Origin of the sequence: Enterobacter sp. T2 (genome assembly GCF_010692925.1) — a bacterium.
Lineage (GTDB): Bacteria > Pseudomonadota > Gammaproteobacteria > Enterobacterales > Enterobacteriaceae > Enterobacter > Enterobacter kobei.
The window spans coordinates 3,323,145-3,339,456 of the sequence record NZ_CP048736.1 but is presented as its reverse complement, the minus strand read 5'-3'; the positions used below and the strand labels follow the sequence as shown (position 1 = coordinate 3,339,456).

Sequence of the window (16,312 nt, the reverse complement as noted above, 5' to 3'; positions counted from 1 at the left end):
TATGCACGAGAATCAACAACCACAAACCGAGGCTTTTGAGCTGAGTGACGCAGAGCGTGCCGCCATTGAGCACGAGATGCACCACTACGAAGACCCGCGTGCGGCGTCCATTGAAGCGCTGAAAATCGTACAGAAACAGCGTGGTTGGGTGCCGGATGGGGCGATCTACGCGATCGCAAAAGTGCTGGGTATTCCGGCCAGTGACGTAGAAGGCGTAGCCACGTTCTACAGCCAGATCTTCCGTCAGCCGGTGGGCCGCCATGTGATCCGCTACTGTGACAGCGTGGTCTGCCACATTACCGGTTATCAGGGCATTCAGGCTGCCATTGAGAAGAAACTCAATATCAAGCCGGGCCAGACCACGTTCGATGGTCGCTTTACTCTGCTGCCAACCTGCTGCCTGGGTAACTGCGACAAGGGGCCGACCATGATGATTGATGAGGATACTCACAGCCATCTGACGCCGGAAGCGATTCCTGACCTGCTGGAGCAGTACAAATGAAAACTGTAATTCGTACTGCTGAGACGCATCCGCTGACCTGGCGTCTGCGTGATGACAAACAGCCGGTATGGCTTGACGAATACCAGAGCAAAAACGGCTATGCCGGTGCGCGTAAAGCCCTTGGCGGCATGGCGCCGGACGACATCGTTAACGCGGTGAAAGACTCCGGCCTGAAAGGTCGCGGGGGTGCGGGCTTCTCCACCGGTCTGAAGTGGAGCCTGATGCCGAAAGACGAATCCATGAACATCCGTTACCTGCTGTGTAACGCTGATGAAATGGAGCCGGGCACCTATAAAGACCGCCTGCTGATGGAACAGCTGCCGCACCTGCTGGTGGAAGGCATGCTGATCTCCGCCTTCGCGCTGAAAGCGTACCGTGGCTATATCTTCCTGCGCGGTGAGTACATCGAAGCGGCAGAAAACCTGCGTCGTGCGATTGCCGAAGCCACCGAAGCCGGCCTGCTGGGTAAAAACATCCTGGGCACGGGTTTTGACTTCGAACTGTTTGTGCACACCGGTGCCGGGCGATATATCTGCGGTGAAGAGACCGCGCTGATTAACTCCCTGGAAGGCCGCCGCGCGAACCCGCGTTCCAAGCCACCGTTCCCGGCAAGCTCCGGCGTATGGGGTAAACCGACCTGCGTCAATAACGTTGAAACCCTGTGCAACGTTCCGGCTATCCTCGCCAACGGCGTGGAGTGGTATCAGGGCATCTCCTCAAGCAAAGATGCCGGTACCAAGCTGATGGGCTTCTCCGGTCGCGTTAAAAATCCTGGCGTCTGGGAACTGCCGTTCGGTACCACCGCACGTGAAATTCTTGAAGACTACGCTGGCGGCATGCGTGATGGCCTGAAATTCAAAGCCTGGCAGCCGGGTGGGGCAGGGACAGACTTCCTGACCGAAGCCCACCTTGACCTGCCGATGGAATTCGAAAGCATTGGTAAAGCAGGCAGCCGTCTGGGTACGGCGCTGGCGATGGCCGTCGACCACGAGATCGGCATGGTTTCGCTGGTGCGTAACCTGGAAGAGTTCTTTGCCCGCGAGTCCTGCGGCTGGTGTACACCTTGCCGTGACGGACTGCCGTGGAGCGTGAAGATCCTGCGTGCTATCGAACGTGGCGAAGGTCAGCCGGGCGATATCGAGACACTTGAGCAACTGTGTCGATTCCTTGGCCCTGGTAAAACCTTCTGTGCCCACGCACCGGGTGCCGTCGAGCCGCTGCAGAGCGCGATTAAATATTTCCGCGACGAATTCGAAGCAGGCATCAAGCAGCCGTTCAGCAATACCCATTCTATCAATGGGATTCAGCCGAACCTGCTGAAAGCACGCTGGTAAAGACAGAATTTTGATTAACGCTCGGTTACGACCGAGCCAACTGGAAGCATGCTAATGGCTACGATTCATGTAGACGGCAAAGAATACGAAGTCAACGGGGCGGACAACCTTCTGGAAGCTTGTCTGTCTCTTGGCCTCGATATTCCGTACTTTTGCTGGCATCCGGCGCTGGGCAGCGTCGGTGCTTGCCGCCAGTGTGCGGTGAAGCAATATCAAAACGCGGAAGACACGCGTGGTCGCCTGGTGATGTCCTGTATGACGCCAGCCACCGAAGGCACCTTTATTTCGATTGATGACGAAGAAGCCAAACAGTTCCGCGAAAGCGTGGTGGAGTGGTTGATGACCAACCACCCGCACGACTGTCCGGTCTGTGAAGAGGGCGGTAACTGCCACCTTCAGGATATGACCGTAATGACCGGTCACAGCTTCCGTCGCTATCGCTTTACTAAACGTACCCACCGTAACCAGGATCTGGGGCCGTTCATCTCTCACGAAATGAACCGCTGCATCGCCTGCTACCGCTGCGTGCGTTACTACAAAGACTACGCAGACGGTCAGGATCTGGGCGTGTATGGCGCGCATGACAACGTCTACTTCGGTCGCCCGGAAGACGGAACGCTGGAAAGCGAGTTCTCCGGTAACCTGGTAGAAATCTGCCCGACCGGCGTATTCACGGATAAAACCCACTCCGAGCGTTACAACCGTAAATGGGACATGCAGTTTGCGCCTAGCATCTGCCAGCAGTGTTCCCTCGGCTGTAACACCAGCCCGGGTGAGCGTTACGGCGAACTGCGTCGTATCGAAAACCGTTACAACGGTACCGTTAACCACTACTTCCTGTGCGACCGCGGTCGTTTCGGCTATGGCTATGTGAACCTGAAAGACCGTCCGCGTCAGCCGGTTCAGCGCCGTGGCGACGACTTCATTACCCTGAACGCTGAGCAGGCGATGCAGGGCGCGGCAGATATTCTGCGTCAGTCTAAGAAAGTGATCGGTATCGGTTCCCCGCGCGCCAGCATCGAAAGCAACTTTGCGCTGCGTGAGCTGGTTGGGGCTGAGAACTTCTATACCGGCATCGCCGAGGGCGAGCAGGAACGTCTCCAGCTGGTTCTGAAAGTGCTGCGTGAAGGCGGTATTCATACCCCTGCGCTGCGCGAAATTGAATCCTACGATGCGGTTCTGGTGTTGGGTGAAGACTTGACTCAGACCGGCGCACGCGCGGCTCTGGCGGTTCGTCAGGCGGTGAAAGGAAAAGCACGTGAAATGGCTGCCGCGCAGAAAGTGGCTGACTGGCAGATTGCGGCGATCCTGAACATTGGTCAGCGTGCGAAGCATCCTCTGTTTGTGACCAACGTCGACAATACCCGTCTGGACGATATCGCTGCGTGGACCTACTGCGCGCCGGTTGAAGATCAGGCACGCCTTGGCTTTGCCATCGCCCACGCGCTGGACAACAACTCTCCCGCCGTTGAACTGGATCGCGATCTGCAAAACAAGGTTGACGTGATTGTTCAGGCTTTGGCAGGTGCGAAGAAACCGCTGATTATTTCCGGTACCAACGCCGGTAGCGCGGAGATCATTCAGGCGGCAGCTAACGTGGCTAAAGCGCTGAAAGGCCGTGGTGCAGATGTTGGTGTGACCATGATTGCCCGTGCGGTGAACAGCATTGGTCTGGGTATGATTGGCGGCGGCTCGCTGGAAGCGGCGTTAAGCGAACTGGAGTCTGGTTCTGCGGATGCCGTTGTAGTGCTGGAAAATGACCTGCATCGCCATGCTTCTGCCGCTCGCGTTGACGCCGCGCTCTCCAAAGCACCGCTGGTCATGGTCATCGACCATCAGCGCACCGCGATCATGGACAAAGCACACCTGGTGCTCTCTGCGGCAAGCTTCGCAGAAAGTGACGGTACCGTTATCAACAACGAAGGTCGCGCACAGCGTTTCTTCCAGGTCTATGATCCGGCGTACTACGACAGCAACACCGTGATGCTGGAAAGCTGGCGCTGGCTGCACTCCCTGCACAGCACCGTACAGAGCCGTGAAGTGGACTGGACGCAGCTTGACCACGTTATCGACGCGGTGGTGGAAAAACTGCCTCAGCTGGCGGGCATTAAAGATGCAGCCCCTGAAGCAAGCTTCCGTATTCGCGGCCAGAAACTGGCACGTGAACCGCACCGCTACAGTGGCCGTACCGCAATGCGTGCCAACATCAGCGTACACGAACCGCGTCAGCCGCAGGATAAAGACACCATGTTCGCCTTCTCAATGGAAGGGAACAACCAGCCGTCTGCGCCGCGTTCGCAAATCCCGTTCGCATGGGCTCCGGGCTGGAACTCCCCGCAGGCGTGGAACAAGTTCCAGGCTGAAGTGGGCGGTTCCCTGCGCCACGGCGATCCGGGCGTGCGTCTGATTGAAGCGTCTGAAACCGGTCTGGATTTCTTCACGACCGTGCCAGCAAGCTTCCAGGCCCAGGACGGTAGCTGGCGTATTGCGCCGTACTACCATCTGTTCGGTAGCGACGAGCTGTCCCAGCGTTCACCTGTCTTCCAGACCCGTATGCCGCAGCCGTATATCAAGCTCAACCCGGCGGATGCCGCAAAGCTTGGCGTTAACGCGGGTGCGAATATTGCCTTTAGCTATGACGGCCAGACCATCAGCCTGCCGCTGATTATCTCTGAAAGTCTGACAGCAGGGCAGGTGGGTCTGCCGATGGGTATGCCAGGCATCGCGCCGGTTCTGGCGGGTGCGCGTCTTGATAATCTGCAGGAGGCAAAAGCATGAGTTGGTTAACGCCGGATCTTATCGACATCCTGCTGAGCATTCTGAAAGCGATTGTTATCCTGCTGGTGGTGGTCACCTGCGGCGCGTTCATGAGCTTCGGTGAACGTCGTCTGCTCGGTCTGTTCCAGAACCGTTACGGACCGAACCGCGTGGGCTGGGGTGGTTCACTCCAGCTGGTCGCGGACATGATCAAGATGTTCTTTAAAGAGGACTGGATCCCGCGCTTCTCGGACCGCGTGATCTTTACGCTGGCGCCGATGATCGCCTTCACCTCGCTGCTGCTGGCATTTGCTATCGTTCCCGTTAGCCCGACCTGGGTGGTCGCAGACCTGAACATTGGCATTCTGTTCTTCCTGATGATGGCAGGCCTCGCGGTTTACGCGGTCCTGTTCGCAGGCTGGTCCAGTAACAACAAATACTCGCTGCTGGGTGCAATGCGTGCTTCCGCGCAGACGCTGAGCTACGAAGTGTTCCTGGGACTCTCCCTGATGGGCGTGGTGGCGCAGGCCGGTTCATTCAATATGACCGACATCGTCAACAACCAGGCTGACATCTGGAACGTTATCCCGCAGTTCTTTGGTTTTATTACCTTTGCTATCGCGGGCGTGGCAGTGTGTCACCGTCACCCGTTTGACCAGCCAGAAGCCGAACAGGAACTGGCCGACGGTTACCACATTGAATATTCCGGTATGAAGTTCGGTCTGTTCTTCGTGGGCGAGTACATCGGTATCGTCACCATTTCCGCGTTGATGGTAACGCTGTTCTTTGGTGGCTGGCATGGCCCGTTCTTACCGCCGTTCATCTGGTTCGCGCTGAAAACCGCGTTCTTCATGATGATGTTCATTTTGATTCGCGCAGCGTTACCGCGTCCACGTTATGACCAGGTAATGTCCTTCGGCTGGAAAGTGTGCCTGCCGCTGACGCTCGTCAACTTGTTGGTAACGGCAGCTGTCATTCTCTGGCAGCAGCCATAAGGGGCTATAGACCATGACCTTAAAAGAATTACTGGTAGGCTTCGGTACCCAGGTACGCAGTATCTGGATGATCGGCCTGCACGCGTTTGCCAAACGCGAAACCCGGATGTACCCGGAAGAGCCGGTATATCTGCCGCCGCGCTACCGTGGCCGTATTGTGCTGACGCGCGACCCGGACGGTTCCGAGCGCTGCGTTGCCTGTAACCTGTGTGCGGTAGCGTGTCCGGTCGGCTGTATCTCTCTGCAGAAAGCAGAGACGGTAGATGGCCGCTGGTACCCTGAGTTCTTCCGCATCAACTTCTCACGCTGCATTTTCTGCGGTCTGTGTGAAGAAGCGTGCCCAACCACGGCGATTCAGCTGACTCCAGACTTCGAGCTGGGTGAGTACAAGCGTCAGGACCTGGTGTACGAGAAAGAGGATCTGCTGATTTCCGGTCCGGGCAAATACCCGGAATATAACTTCTACCGGATGGCGGGTATGGCAATCGACGGCAAAGATAAGGGCGAAGCAGAGAACGAAGCTAAGCCTATCGACGTCAAGAGCCTGTTACCGTAAGGAGAGGGCAATGGAATTCGCTTTTTATATCTGTGGCCTTATCGCCATCCTGGCTACGCTGCGAGTGATTACGCACACCAATCCGGTGCATGCGCTGCTGTACTTAATCATCTCGCTACTGGCTATCTCCGGGGTGTTCTTCGCACTGGGCGCACACTTCGCCGGTGCGCTGGAAATCATCGTCTACGCCGGGGCCATTATGGTGCTGTTCGTGTTCGTGGTGATGATGCTGAACCTGGGCGGCTCTGAAATTGAGCAGGAACGTCAGTGGTTAAAACCGCAGGTGTGGATTGGCCCGGCAATTTTGTCGGCCATCATGCTGGTGGTGATTGTTTACGCCATTCTGGGCGTGAACGATCAGGGCATCGACGGCACGCCGATCGGCGCTAAAGAGGTGGGTATCACGCTCTTTGGCCCATACGTTCTGGCGGTGGAACTGGCCTCTATGCTGCTGCTGGCAGGCCTGGTGGTTGCTTTCCACGTTGGTCGCGAAGAGCGTGCTGGCGAGGTGCTGAGCAACCGCACTGACGACCGCGCGAAAAGAAAAACGGAGGAGCGCGCATGATCCCCTTAACACATGGACTGATCCTCGCTGCGATTTTATTCGTTCTGGGTCTGACCGGTCTGGTTATCCGCCGCAATCTGCTGTTTATGCTGATCGGTCTGGAAATCATGATTAACGCCTCCGCGCTGGCCTTCGTGGTCGCCGGAAGCTACTGGGGCCAGACCGATGGTCAGGTGATGTACATTCTCGCCATCAGCCTCGCGGCTGCCGAAGCGAGTATTGGCCTGGCGCTGTTGCTGCAGCTCCATCGTCGCCGCCAGAATCTGAACATCGATTCAGTAAGTGAGTTGCGTGGATGAACATGCTTGCCTTAACCATTATTTTTCCGCTGATTGGCTTCGTGCTGCTGGCGTTTTCTCGCGGCCGCTGGTCTGAGAATCTGTCTGCGACCGTGGGCATTGGCTCAATCGGTCTGGCTGCGCTGGTCACAGCGTATGCGGGGATCGACTTCTTTAACAACGGACGTCAGCCTTTCAGCGTGCCGCTGTGGACCTGGATGTCGGTCGGTGATTTCAACATCGGCTTCAACCTGGTGCTGGACGGCCTCTCGCTGACCATGCTCTCCGTGGTCACCGGCGTTGGCTTCCTGATCCACATGTTCGCCTCCTGGTATATGCGCGGTGAAGAGGGTTACTCCCGCTTCTTCGCCTACACCAACCTGTTTATCGCCAGCATGGTGGTTCTGGTGCTGGCCGATAACCTGCTGCTGATGTATCTGGGCTGGGAAGGCGTGGGTCTGTGTTCTTACCTGCTGATTGGCTTCTACTACACCGATCCGAAGAATGGCGCAGCGGCCATGAAAGCGTTCGTCGTGACCCGCGTGGGTGACGTCTTCCTCGCTTTCGCGCTGTTCATTCTTTACAACGAACTGGGCACGCTGAACTTCCGCGAAATGGTGGAACTGGCGCCAGCGCACTTCGCTGCAGGCAACAACATGCTGTGGTGGGCAACGCTGATGCTGCTGGGTGGCGCTGTGGGTAAATCCGCACAGCTGCCGTTGCAGACATGGCTGGCCGACGCGATGGCGGGTCCAACCCCTGTCTCCGCACTGATCCACGCCGCGACCATGGTCACCGCCGGTGTCTACCTGATTGCGCGTACCCATGGCCTGTTCCTGATGACCCCGGAAATTCTGCATCTGGTGGGTATCGTCGGTGCGGTCACGCTGGTGCTGGCAGGCTTTGCTGCGCTGGTACAGACCGACATCAAACGCGTTCTCGCGTACTCCACCATGAGCCAGATTGGTTATATGTTCCTGGCGCTGGGCGTTCAGGCGTGGGACGCGGCCATTTTCCACCTGATGACGCACGCGTTCTTTAAAGCGCTGCTGTTCCTCTCATCCGGTTCGGTGATTCTGGCCTGCCACCACGAGCAGAACATCTTCAAGATGGGCGGACTGCGTAAGTCCATTCCGCTGGTGTATGTCTGCTTCCTGGTGGGCGGCGCGGCGCTGGCGGCACTGCCGCTGATCACCGCGGGCTTCTTCAGTAAGGACGAAATCCTTGCGGGTGCCATGGCGAATGGTCATATCAATCTGATGGTTGCGGGTCTGGTCGGTGCATTCATGACCTCCCTGTATACCTTCCGTATGATTTTCATCGTATTCCACGGTAAAGAACAAATTCACGCTCACGCAGGGAAGGGGATTACCCACCACCTGCCGCTGATTGTGCTGCTGGTACTGTCCACCTTCGTTGGCGCAATGATTGTGCCGCCGCTGCAGGGCGTACTGCCAGACACCACCGAGCTTGAGCACGGTCGCGTTCTGACGCTTGAAATCACCTCCGGTGTAGTCGCTATTGCGGGCATCCTGATTGCGGCATGGCTGTGGCTGGGCAAACGCACGCTGGTGACCGCCGTTGCCAACAGCGCGCCTGGCCGTCTGCTGGGCACCTGGTGGTACAACGCGTGGGGCTTCGACTGGCTGTACGACATGATCTTCGTTAAGCCGTTCCTGGGCATTGCGTGGCTGCTGAAGCGCGACCCACTGAACAGCCTGATGAATATCCCGGCGATCCTCTCCCGCTTTGCAGGTAAAGGCCTGCTGTACAGCGAGAACGGTTACCTGCGCTGGTATGTGGCGTCCATGAGCATCGGTGCGGTTGTCGTGCTGGCGCTGCTGATGGTGTTGCGTTGATCGTTAAGTGAATTTTATTCGAATTCGTTGAAAATCAGGCCCCTGCTGGGGGCCTTAAAAAGGAATGTAAATCGCCATGTTACTACCCTGGCTAATATTAATTCCCTTCATCGGCGGCTTCCTGTGCTGGCAGACTGAACGCTTTGGCGTGAAGATGCCGCGCTGGATCGCGCTGATCACCATGGGATTGACGCTCGCGCTTGGCCTGCAACTGTGGTTGCAGGGCGGTTACTCACTGACCCAGTCTGCGGGCATCCCGCAGTGGCAGTCTGAGTTCATCCTGCCCTGGATCCCACGTTTCGGTATCACCATCCACCTGGCGATTGACGGTCTGTCGCTGCTGATGGTGGTGCTGACCGGTCTGCTCGGTGTTCTGGCGGTACTCTGCTCCTGGCGAGAAATCGAAAAATACCAGGGCTTTTTCCACCTGAACCTGATGTGGATCCTGGGCGGCGTGATCGGCGTGTTCCTTGCCATCGACATGTTCCTGTTCTTCTTCTTCTGGGAGATGATGCTGGTGCCGATGTACTTCCTGATCGCGCTGTGGGGCCACAAGGCATCCGACGGTAAAACGCGTATCACGGCGGCGACCAAGTTCTTCATCTACACCCAGGCGAGCGGTCTGGTGATGTTGATTGCCATTCTGGCACTGGTGTTTGTTCACCATAACGCAACGGGCATCTGGACCTTCAACTACGAAGATCTGCTGAAAACCCCGATGTCACACGGCGTTGAATACCTGCTGATGCTGGGCTTCTTCATCGCATTCGCGGTGAAAATGCCGGTGGTTCCGCTGCACGGCTGGCTGCCAGACGCGCACTCTCAGGCACCCACTGCGGGTTCCGTTGACCTGGCGGGCATCTTGCTGAAAACCGCGGCCTACGGTCTGCTGCGCTTCGCGCTGCCGCTGTTCCCGAATGCGTCCGCTGAGTTTGCCCCGATTGCCATGTGGCTCGGTGTGATCGGTATCTTCTACGGTGCCTGGATGGCCTTCACGCAGTACGACATCAAGCGTCTGATTGCCTACACCTCCGTTTCCCACATGGGCTTCGTGCTGATTGCCATCTACACCGGCAGCCAGCTGGCGTACCAGGGCGCGGTGATCCAGATGATTGCGCACGGTCTGTCCGCTGCCGGCCTCTTCATCCTGTGTGGTCAGCTGTACGAACGTCTGCACACGCGTGACATGCGCATGATGGGCGGTCTGTGGAGCAAAATTAAATGGCTGCCAGCGCTCTCCATGTTCTTCGCGGTTGCCACCCTGGGGATGCCAGGCACCGGTAACTTCGTCGGCGAATTTATGATTCTGTTCGGCAGCTTCAAAGTGGTGCCGGTGATCACCGTGATCTCCACCTTTGGTCTGGTGTTCGCTTCCGTCTACTCGCTGGCGATGCTGCACCGCGCTTACTTCGGTAAAGCGAAGAGCGAAATTGCTGCACAAGAACTGCCGGGGATGTCGCTGCGTGAGCTGTTCATCATCCTGCTGCTGGTCGTACTGCTGGTGCTGCTGGGCTTCTTCCCGCAGCCGATTCTGGATACCTCGCACAGTGCGATGGGCAACATCCAGCAGTGGTTTGTTAATTCTGCTTCTACTACAAGGCCGTAAATCGCCATGACAATAACTCCACAACAACTGATTGCGCTGCTACCGCTGCTGATCGTCGGATTGACGGTGGTGGTTGTGATGCTCTCCATTGCGTGGCGACGCAATCACTTCCTGAATGCCACGCTGTCGGTCATCGGCCTGAACGCCGCGTTAGTCTCTCTCTGGTTTGTTGGCCAGGGCGGTGCGATGGACGTCACGCCGCTGATGCGCGTTGACGGCTATGCCATGCTCTACACCGGTCTGGTGCTGCTGGCGAGCCTGGCGACCTGTACCTTTGCGTACCCATGGCTCGAAGGCTACAACGACAACAAAGAAGAGTTTTATCTGCTGGTTCTGATTGCCGCGCTGGGCGGCATTCTGCTGGCGAATGCTAACCATCTGGCCGCGCTGTTCCTCGGTATTGAGCTGATCTCTCTGCCGCTGTTCGGTCTGATTGGTTACGCCTTCCGTCAAAAGCGCTCTCTGGAAGCAAGCATCAAGTACACCATCCTGTCTGCTGCTGCGTCCTCGTTCCTGCTGTTTGGTATTGCGCTGCTGTACGCACAGTCCGGTAACCTCTCTTTCATGGCGCTCGGCAAGAGCCTCGGCGACGGCATGCTCCACGAGCCGCTGCTGCTGGCGGGTCTGGGCATGATGATTGTAGGCCTTGGCTTTAAACTCTCACTGGTTCCGTTCCACCTGTGGACACCAGACGTATACCAGGGCGCGCCTGCGCCGGTGTCGACCTTCCTGGCGACAGCGAGCAAAATCGCTATCTTCAGTGTGGTCATGCGTCTGTTCCTGTACGCGCCGGTGGGTGACAGTGAAGCGGTTCGCGTGGTGCTGGGCATCATCGCGTTCGTCTCCATCATCTTCGGTAACCTGATGGCGCTGAGCCAGACCAACATCAAGCGTCTGCTGGGCTACTCGTCCATCTCTCATCTGGGCTACCTGATGGTGGCGCTGATTGCGCTGCAGAGCGGTGAAATGTCGATGGAAGCCGTGGGCGTGTATCTGGCCGGTTACCTGTTCAGCAGCCTCGGCGCCTTCGGCGTGGTGAGCCTGATGTCCAGCCCATACCGTGGCCCGGATGCCGACTCACTGTTCTCTTACCGTGGTCTGTTCTGGCACCGTCCGATCCTGTCCGCGGTCATGACCGTGATGATGCTCTCTCTGGCGGGTATCCCGATGACGCTGGGCTTTATCGGTAAATTCTACGTGCTGGCCGTCGGTGTGCAGGCACACCTGTGGTGGCTGACTGCCGGTGTGGTTATCGGTTCCGCGATTGGTCTCTACTACTACCTGCGCGTTGCCGTGAGCCTCTACCTGAGCGCGCCTCAGCAGCTCAACCGCGATGCGCCATCTAACTGGCAGTACAGCGCCGGTGGTATCGTAGTGCTTATCTCAGCCCTGCTGGTGCTGATCTTCGGTATCTATCCGCAGCCGCTGATTGATATCGTGCAGCGAGCGATGCCGTTGATGTAAAAACAAAAAACCCGCCTCGGCGGGTTTTTTTTATGGTTTTCTCCCTCTCCCTGTGGGAGAGGGACGGGGTGAGGGCACCAGCCCGCACCAGACCTAAGCCAGCTGCTTGCGGCTAATCAACGGCCCATCAATCTTCTTCATCGAGCGATCCAGCACCTCTTCAATCACCGACGACAGCTCGTTCAGCTCAAACTTCGCCACGTACCCGTCCGCCTTCACCTTGCGAATATGGTCTTCGTTGGCGTTGCCGGAAAGGGAAGAGTGGATCACCACCGGAATATCCTTCAGTACCGGGTCGGTTTTGATTTTGCGCGTCAGCGTAAAACCGTCCATCTCCGGCATTTCGAGGTCGGTCAGCACCAGGGCAATCTTATCGGTGATCGGCACACCTTCGGCCTGCGCCTGAGCGGCCAGCAGGCTAATTTTTTCCCACGCATCTTTACCGGTGATATGCAGCTGCGCCGGGATCTCCATCGCCTGCAAACCTTTCTCAAGCATCGAGCGCGCCACTTTGGAATCTTCCGCCACAATCGCCACAGAACCCGGCTTGATGTTGAATTTAGTGGTCTTCAGATTCGTGGCGTGCAGGTCGTGGTTCGCCGGGGTGATGTCATACAGGATCTGCTCAACGTCCAGCACCATCGCCAGTTCGTTGGTATCGGCCTTCTCGTCCAGGCAGGCAATACTGGTGATGTAGCGCCCGCTGACGGCAGTTTCCGCCGCGTGCACCTGCTTCCAGTCCAGACGCATGATGTTCTCAACCGACTCCACGGCAAACGCCTGCACGCTGCGGGCATATTCGGTAATCAGCAGGATGTTCAGCCCGGTAGTGGGTTTACAGCCCGCCACGGCGGCCAGATCGATCACCGGGATCACCTGATCGCGAATATTCACCATCCCCATCAGCGGAGACTTCATGCCGGCAGGTTTCGTGAACTCCGGCATCGGTACAATTTCGCGCAGCTTGAAAACGTTAATACCAAACAGCTCGGATTTGTTGTCGTTCAGAGAGGTGCCAAGACGGAACAGCAACAGTTCAAAACGGTTCGACAGGGTCAGATTCGCCCTGTCATCAATATCTTTCTGGAAATTATCCATTCTACCCTCGAGAGAAATGCTGGCCTTTTAATCGTTATCGGCATCCTGAGGGAAAAATGAAGGGCTAAACGCTGACCTTAGCGAAATCTTCGGCCAGCTCACATTCCGGGAACAGCGCCCGACACTCTGCCAGCAGGCTTTCGCACCCCCGCGCGTCGTAACGCGAGCTGACATGGGTGATAATGAGCCTGCCGACAGCTGCGTCACGGGCAAGCAGCGCCGCCTGACGCGTTGAGCTATGGCCCCGACTGTTGGCTTTCTCTTCCATCGCCGTCTCCAGCGTGGCTTCATGCACCATCACGTCCACGCCCTTAGCAAGCTGAACGGCGGCAGGGCACGGTGCCGTGTCACCAAAAATGGCCAGTTTTTTGCCCGGCTGAGGTGCGGCGAGATAATCCTGGCCGTTGATGATGCGCCCGTCCTCCAGCGTAACGTGCTGTCCGTGCTTCAGGCGCTGGAACAGCGGTCCAGGCTTTACGCCATCGGCGATGAGCGCGGCGGCATCCAGCGCGCCGGGTTTGTCGTGTTCCTCAATGCGGTAGCCATAGCACTCCACCGGATGATTAAGCGGTCGGGCGGTGACCTGATAATCCCCATCGTCGAAAACCAGGCCTTCGGTAATCTCAACGACCTCAAGCGGATAGTCGGTCCAGGAGCCGCTGAGGCGTAGCGTGGTTTCAACAAATTCCCGGATTCCCACAGGCCCATAAATCGTCAGCGGGTTGGCATTACCGGCCATTGAGCGGCTGCAAAGCAAGCCGGGAAGGCCAAAAAGATGGTCGCCATGCAGGTGAGTGATGAAAATTTTATCCAGCTTGCCGGGGTGATAAGCGGTATGTAAAAGCTGATGTTGTGTCCCTTCACCACAGTCAAACAGCCATAGCCCGCCACGGGTGGGATGTTTAAGATCCAGCAGTATCGCGGTCACATTTCGTGATCGGGTTGGCACGCCAGCAGACGTCCCCAGAAAAATCAGTTCCATAATGCAATCAGCCCTTTGCCGAACGGGGAGGGGTTTAGTATAACGTGATGAACCCCAGGAAGGAGAAAGAGATGATCCAGTGGCAAGATTTACACCATAGTGAGCTCACCGTTCAGTCGCTCTACGCGCTGCTCAAACTGCGCTGCGAAGTGTTTGTGGTTGAACAAACCTGTCCGTATCAGGATATCGACGGTGATGATCTCACAGGGGAAAACCGTCATATTCTCGGCTGGAAGGATAACGAGCTGGTGGCGTATGCGAGGATTCTGAAAAGCGAGGACGATTTTGAGCCCGTCGTGATAGGTCGCGTCATTGTCAGCAACAAAGCACGGGGCGAAAAACTCGGCTATCAGCTGATGGAAAAAACGCTGGATGCGTGTCGGAAACAGTGGCCGGACAAGGCGTTATACCTGGGCGCGCAGGCGCACCTGCAACCCTTCTACGGCCATTTTGGTTTTACGCCGGTTACCGACGTTTATGACGAAGATGGCATCCCGCACATCGGCATGGCACGGGAAGTGAAACAGGCGTAATGGCACGTCGTTGTCTATAGTTAGCGGACTGGTGTACTAACATGGAGAAAAATATGTCATTTCAATCCTGGGATACCCGTATCGACGACGACCTGGCTTTGCTGAGCGAAACGCTGGAAGAGGTGTTACGTTCCTCGGGCGACCCTGCCGATCAGAAATATATTGAGTTAAAAGCCCGTGCTGAACAGGCGCTGCATGAAGTGAAAAACCGCGTCAGCCATGCGTCTGATACTTACTACTACCGTGCCAAAAAAGCGGTTTATCGTGCCGATGACTATGTCCATGAAAAACCGTGGCAGGGCATTGGGGTGGGTGCTGCCGTAGGGCTGGTGCTGGGCCTGCTGCTGGCCCGTCGTTAAGCCGCTTAACCACTCCCTATACGTGGGTACTGCTATTTATGTTCAGTACCCCGTATAATATGCGGTTTTAACAGGGAGAGGTTCGCGTGAATTCGATTTTCCTTGCGCTGGAGCAACTGCAAACCCAGCTTTCGCAAGCGTTACCCGCCACACCCGGCCTGCGTCATTTCGACGTCTCTTTCCCGTTAAACGACGCCTTCGATCCTCTCGCCTGGCTTGGCGAGCAGCAGTGCTATCCGCAATTTTACTGGCAGCAGCGTAACGGTGATGAAGAGCTGGCTGCGCTGGGGGCGGTCACCCAATTTTCCTCTCTGGCGCTGGCCTCACAGTTTTTGCGTGCAGAACATGCGCCAAAAGAGACTCGCATCTGCGGCCTCAACGCATTCAGCCCGGAGCAGGGCAGTCTTTTTCTGCCGCGCCTGCTCTGGCGACGTACCGCTGGCAACGCCACCTTGCGCCTGCAGCTGTGGAGCGATAGCTCGCTTCAGGACGACGCGTGCACTGCCCTGGAATTACTCCAGCAACTCCGTCCAGCCAGAGCCATTCGTCCGCTGTCTGTCCAGGTTGAGCGCGAAACGCATCTGCCGCAAAAACCGGAATGGTTGACCCTTATCGGCAAGGCGACGGAGACTATCGCGCGCGGCGATTTCGAAAAGGTCGTGCTTGCCCGGGCCACCGATCTGCAGTGTAAACAGCGGGTTAATCCTGTCGCTCTGATGGCCGCCAGCCGCGCCCTGAATCTCAACTGCTATCATTTCTGCATGGTATTCGACGCCCGCAACGCGTTCCTCGGCTCCACGCCCGAGCGCCTCTGGCGGCGACGTGGCAAGCTGCTGCGCACCGAAGCGCTGGCGGGCACCGTCGCCAGCCATACGGATGATAAACAGGCGCAGCGCCTGGGCGAGTGGTTGCTGAATGATGATAAAAACCAGCGTGAAAATATGCTGGTCGTGGAAGATATCTGTCAGCGTCTTCAGCACCATACGCAGACGCTTGAGGTATTGCCTGCTCAGGTCGTCCGGCTGCGTAAAGTACAGCATTTACGACGCTGTATCTGGACGGAGCTAAAACAGGCCGATGACGAATTGTGTCTGCATGTGCTCCAGCCGACAGCCGCTGTTGCCGGCCTTCCGCGACAGCCCGCGCGTGCGTTTATCCACAACGTTGAGCCTTTCAACCGCGAATGGTACGCCGGTTCGGCCGGGTATTTATCGCCCGATCAAAGCGAGTTCTGTGTGGCGTTGCGCTCGGCGCGCGTCCAGGATGACGCCCTGCGGCTCTACGCCGGGGCGGGCATCGTCAGCGGATCTGACCCGGAGCAGGAGTGGCAGGAGATCGAAAACAAAGCTGCTGGCTTGCGCTCTCTGCTCCTTAGGGATTAATACTGATTCGCGCAATCCCGATTCATATCAAAATTCCAATTT

General features: G+C 57.1%; 15 protein-coding genes. 13 read left to right on the top strand and 2 right to left on the bottom strand.

Annotation, left to right across the window (positions count from 1 at the left end; translation table 11 throughout):
• The first annotated feature begins 1 nt into the window (after position 1).
• The 10 genes from nuoE (at position 2) to nuoN (ending at position 11,916) form a co-directional block, all read left to right on the top strand.
• The gene (nuoE, locus tag G0034_RS16080; protein WP_014884636.1) at positions 2-502 is read left to right on the top strand and encodes an NADH-quinone oxidoreductase subunit NuoE; all 501 of its coding nucleotides are present in this window, start codon (positions 2-4) and stop codon (positions 500-502) included.
• Positions 499-1,836 (top strand): NADH-quinone oxidoreductase subunit NuoF, encoded by a 1,338-nt coding sequence (nuoF, locus tag G0034_RS16075; protein WP_006811381.1) that lies wholly within the window; start codon positions 499-501, stop codon positions 1,834-1,836. The genes nuoE and nuoF overlap by 4 nt, the downstream gene beginning before the upstream one ends.
• Positions 1,837-1,890: 54 nt before the next feature.
• Entirely contained in the window at positions 1,891-4,614 is a 2,724-nt protein-coding gene (gene nuoG / locus G0034_RS16070) for an NADH-quinone oxidoreductase subunit NuoG (protein WP_023330966.1), read from the top strand.
• Positions 4,611-5,588 (top strand): NADH-quinone oxidoreductase subunit NuoH, encoded by a 978-nt coding sequence (gene nuoH, locus G0034_RS16065; RefSeq protein ID WP_008500211.1) that lies wholly within the window; start codon positions 4,611-4,613, stop codon positions 5,586-5,588. Before nuoG ends, nuoH begins: the two co-directional genes overlap by 4 nt.
• A 13-nt stretch (positions 5,589-5,601) precedes the next feature.
• Complete coding sequence (gene nuoI / locus G0034_RS16060) at positions 5,602-6,144, top strand: NADH-quinone oxidoreductase subunit NuoI (RefSeq protein ID WP_003861491.1); 543 nt, start codon at positions 5,602-5,604, stop codon at positions 6,142-6,144.
• 10 nt (positions 6,145-6,154) lie between these two features.
• Complete coding sequence (gene nuoJ, locus G0034_RS16055) at positions 6,155-6,709, top strand: NADH-quinone oxidoreductase subunit J (protein WP_008500212.1); 555 nt, start codon at positions 6,155-6,157, stop codon at positions 6,707-6,709.
• The gene (gene nuoK / locus G0034_RS16050) at positions 6,706-7,008 is read left to right on the top strand and encodes an NADH-quinone oxidoreductase subunit NuoK (RefSeq protein WP_003861496.1); all 303 of its coding nucleotides are present in this window, start codon (positions 6,706-6,708) and stop codon (positions 7,006-7,008) included. Before nuoJ ends, nuoK begins: the two co-directional genes overlap by 4 nt.
• Positions 7,005-8,846 (top strand): NADH-quinone oxidoreductase subunit L, encoded by a 1,842-nt coding sequence (gene nuoL, locus G0034_RS16045; RefSeq protein WP_014884634.1) that lies wholly within the window; start codon positions 7,005-7,007, stop codon positions 8,844-8,846. Before nuoK ends, nuoL begins: the two co-directional genes overlap by 4 nt.
• A 76-nt stretch (positions 8,847-8,922) precedes the next feature.
• A complete protein-coding gene (gene nuoM, locus G0034_RS16040) occupies positions 8,923-10,452 on the top strand; it encodes an NADH-quinone oxidoreductase subunit M (protein ID WP_014884633.1) in 1,530 nt (509 codons plus the stop codon).
• 6 nt (positions 10,453-10,458) lie between these two features.
• Positions 10,459-11,916, top strand: a complete 1,458-nt coding sequence (gene nuoN, locus G0034_RS16035) for an NADH-quinone oxidoreductase subunit NuoN (RefSeq protein WP_179121087.1) — start codon at positions 10,459-10,461, stop codon at positions 11,914-11,916.
• 93 nt (positions 11,917-12,009) lie between these two features.
• On the opposite strand, the gene G0034_RS16030 is transcribed toward nuoN, so the two are convergent.
• Both G0034_RS16030 and rbn read right to left on the bottom strand, forming a co-directional pair.
• The gene (locus G0034_RS16030; protein ID WP_014884631.1) at positions 12,010-13,014 is read right to left on the bottom strand and encodes a chemotaxis protein; all 1,005 of its coding nucleotides are present in this window, start codon (positions 13,012-13,014) and stop codon (positions 12,010-12,012) included.
• Positions 13,015-13,078: 64 nt separating this feature from the next.
• Positions 13,079-13,996, bottom strand: a complete 918-nt coding sequence (rbn, locus tag G0034_RS16025; RefSeq protein WP_096218061.1) for a ribonuclease BN — start codon at positions 13,994-13,996, stop codon at positions 13,079-13,081.
• Between the two features lie 71 nt (positions 13,997-14,067).
• Between rbn and G0034_RS16020 the strand changes: the two genes are divergently transcribed.
• The 3 genes from G0034_RS16020 (at position 14,068) to menF (ending at position 16,270) form a co-directional block, all read left to right on the top strand.
• Positions 14,068-14,529 (top strand): GNAT family N-acetyltransferase, encoded by a 462-nt coding sequence (locus G0034_RS16020; RefSeq protein WP_023338569.1) that lies wholly within the window; start codon positions 14,068-14,070, stop codon positions 14,527-14,529.
• Positions 14,530-14,582: 53 nt separating this feature from the next.
• Positions 14,583-14,888: a stress response protein ElaB gene (gene elaB / locus G0034_RS16015; RefSeq protein ID WP_008500219.1), complete on the top strand. Its 306-nt coding sequence runs from the start codon at positions 14,583-14,585 to the stop codon at positions 14,886-14,888.
• 86 nt (positions 14,889-14,974) lie between these two features.
• The gene (gene menF / locus G0034_RS16010; protein WP_047344837.1) at positions 14,975-16,270 is read left to right on the top strand and encodes an isochorismate synthase MenF; all 1,296 of its coding nucleotides are present in this window, start codon (positions 14,975-14,977) and stop codon (positions 16,268-16,270) included.
• The last annotated feature ends 42 nt before the right edge of the window (positions 16,271-16,312 follow it).